We start from the raw sequence: 1,895 nt of genomic DNA on the forward strand, positions 1-1,895 counted from the left end.
AAATTTGCGCCTAAAATTTCATCGTTATAATTTTCGCTTGCAGAGCTTTTTAAAATTTCATCGCCTAAGCTTTGCTGCGCGTCTTTTAGCTCCGAGCTCTCCTGCGCCGCGGTTAGCGGCTTTTCGGAGTTTAAATTTACGGCCTTTTTTTTGATATTCGCAAGGCAAGCTGGGTTAGTTTCGCCGCCCCAGATGTCCTCTGCCATTTCGTCTCCTAAATTTTTTGCTAATTTTACCCGAAATTTAAAGAATTTGCGTTACTCTACGGCAAATTTTAACGGAGAGAAAAATGAATGAAGTAGAGTTTATGAACGAACCCGCGCCGCTAGCGGGCAGCAAGCTCGAGCTCGGCGACAAAGCCGCCGTATGCACGCTGGCCGCGCCCGATCTAAGCGAGATCAGGGTCGGCAAAAGCGAGCGGGTGCAGATCATCATGTCGACACCGTCGCTTGATATACCAGGATGCGCCGATGAGCTGCGTAAATTTGATCAGCTAACGGCGGGGCTTAGAAACACCGAAGCGATCGTGGTTTCGATGGATCTGCCCTTTGCGGCGGAGAAATTTCGCGCCGCGAACGGGATCAAAAATCTGCGTTTCGCAAGCGACTTCCGCGCCAAAGATTTCGCCCGCTCTTACGGCATGCTGATCGGCGGCGGAGCGCTCGCGAGGCTGTGCGCGAAGGCCCTATTTATCATCGACAGCCTCGGCGTGACGGTGTACAAGCAAGTAGTAAGCGAGGTGCAGAGCGAGCCCGATTTTGAGGCGATGATGGATCTAGCCCGTATAATCTCGCGCAACAGCTGTTCAAACTGAGCCAAATAACAGATCCAAGGTTTGGATAAATTTAACGCGGCGCGCTAGAGCTAAAAGCAGCCGCAAAATCTCGGCGCTAAGCGGCGGAATTTTAAAATTTACCGCCGCGGCGCCGTCTGATAAAAATACATTAAAATTTAGCCCGAATGGGCTCAATAGTGAGCCGTTTGGTAAACGAAGCGGTGCGGCTTAGACGGAGTGAAATTTACTCTTTTTCGCGCGCCGAATGGCAAAACGGCAGGCGATTAAGCAATGACAAATTTTATCTGCTCTGCCCTGCCGCAGCCGTGTAAATTTTAAAATTTACTTCCCTTTGCGGCTTAAAATTTTAGAAATTTTTTCAGCGTCGTATCTTTTTGCCCTCTCCTCTAAAAGTTCGCAAAGCTCCTTCTGTTCGCAAAGGCCGCGAGAGAGCAAAAACTCCGCCGCAGCGTCGTCGTCTAGCACCACAGCTACTTTGATAAGCGTTTCGATCTCCTTTTTATCGATGCTCGCAAAGCTTTGAAATTTTAAAATTTCGTCCAAATAGCATAATCTCCCGTCGCGGAATTCTTTAAATTTAGCTCCCGCGGCAAACTCCCTCGCAGCAAGCGGCAGCGCCTCTTTATATCCGAGAATAGAAACGTTGTTGTCGCTTAAAAATATTAATTCGCTGCCCGCAACCGAGCCGACCGCCCCCTTAGCGTCTCGCGCACCCTTTTCGATCAAGAACTTAAACGCCGCAAAATTATCGTTCGATACCGCATCTAGCAGCAATCCGTCAGCTTTGACGTCCGCGCCGTTTTGCACCAAAAGCTCTAAAAGCCGCATCGCATCGGCGCTATCAAAGTGATAAAGCTTCGCCGTCTCGCCGCTAAATTTCGAGCCGAAAAAGATCGCGAGCTTTAGCGGCGAGAAATAACCGCCATCTCCGCCGTAATTGAGATTTGGTTTAAATTTGAGGATTTTTTCTATCCGCTCAAAGTCGAATTTTGAATTTCGCAGTACCTTCGGATTAAAAATGAAAGCGGTGAAAATTCTATCTTTAAACTCCCCGAAATCCTCGTCGATCCTGCCCCTGTTTTGCGCCGCGAAGGCTAAA

The 1,895-nt window shown here is 48.8% G+C and carries 5 protein-coding genes; 2 read left to right on the forward strand and 3 right to left on the reverse strand.

Annotated elements, in window-relative coordinates; genetic code table 11:
- The coding region (locus Q0236_RS07870; RefSeq protein WP_297916684.1) for a hypothetical protein at positions 1-206 on the reverse strand (206 nt) is incomplete at its 3' end.
- Between the two features lie 83 nt (positions 207-289).
- Between Q0236_RS07870 and tpx the strand changes: the two genes are divergently transcribed.
- A complete protein-coding gene (gene tpx / locus Q0236_RS07875; RefSeq protein WP_297916686.1) occupies positions 290-814 on the forward strand; it encodes a thiol peroxidase in 525 nt (174 codons plus the stop codon).
- On the opposite strand, the gene Q0236_RS07880 is transcribed toward tpx, so the two are convergent.
- Positions 806-970 (reverse strand): hypothetical protein, encoded by a 165-nt coding sequence (locus Q0236_RS07880; RefSeq protein ID WP_297916688.1) that lies wholly within the window; start codon positions 968-970, stop codon positions 806-808. The two genes, tpx and Q0236_RS07880, sit on opposite strands and share 9 nt — an antisense overlap.
- A 2-nt stretch (positions 971-972) precedes the next feature.
- On the opposite strand from Q0236_RS07880, the gene Q0236_RS07885 reads away from it, so the two are divergent.
- A complete protein-coding gene (locus Q0236_RS07885) occupies positions 973-1,107 on the forward strand; it encodes a hypothetical protein (RefSeq protein WP_297916690.1) in 135 nt (44 codons plus the stop codon).
- A 10-nt stretch (positions 1,108-1,117) separates the two neighbouring features.
- On the opposite strand, the gene Q0236_RS07890 is transcribed toward Q0236_RS07885, so the two are convergent.
- Positions 1,118-1,895, reverse strand: a 778-nt coding sequence (locus tag Q0236_RS07890; RefSeq protein WP_297916692.1) for a hypothetical protein, incomplete at its 5' end; no start/stop codon positions are given.

This window comes from uncultured Campylobacter sp., assembly GCF_938031315.1.
Classification (GTDB): Bacteria; Campylobacterota; Campylobacteria; order Campylobacterales; family Campylobacteraceae; genus Campylobacter_B.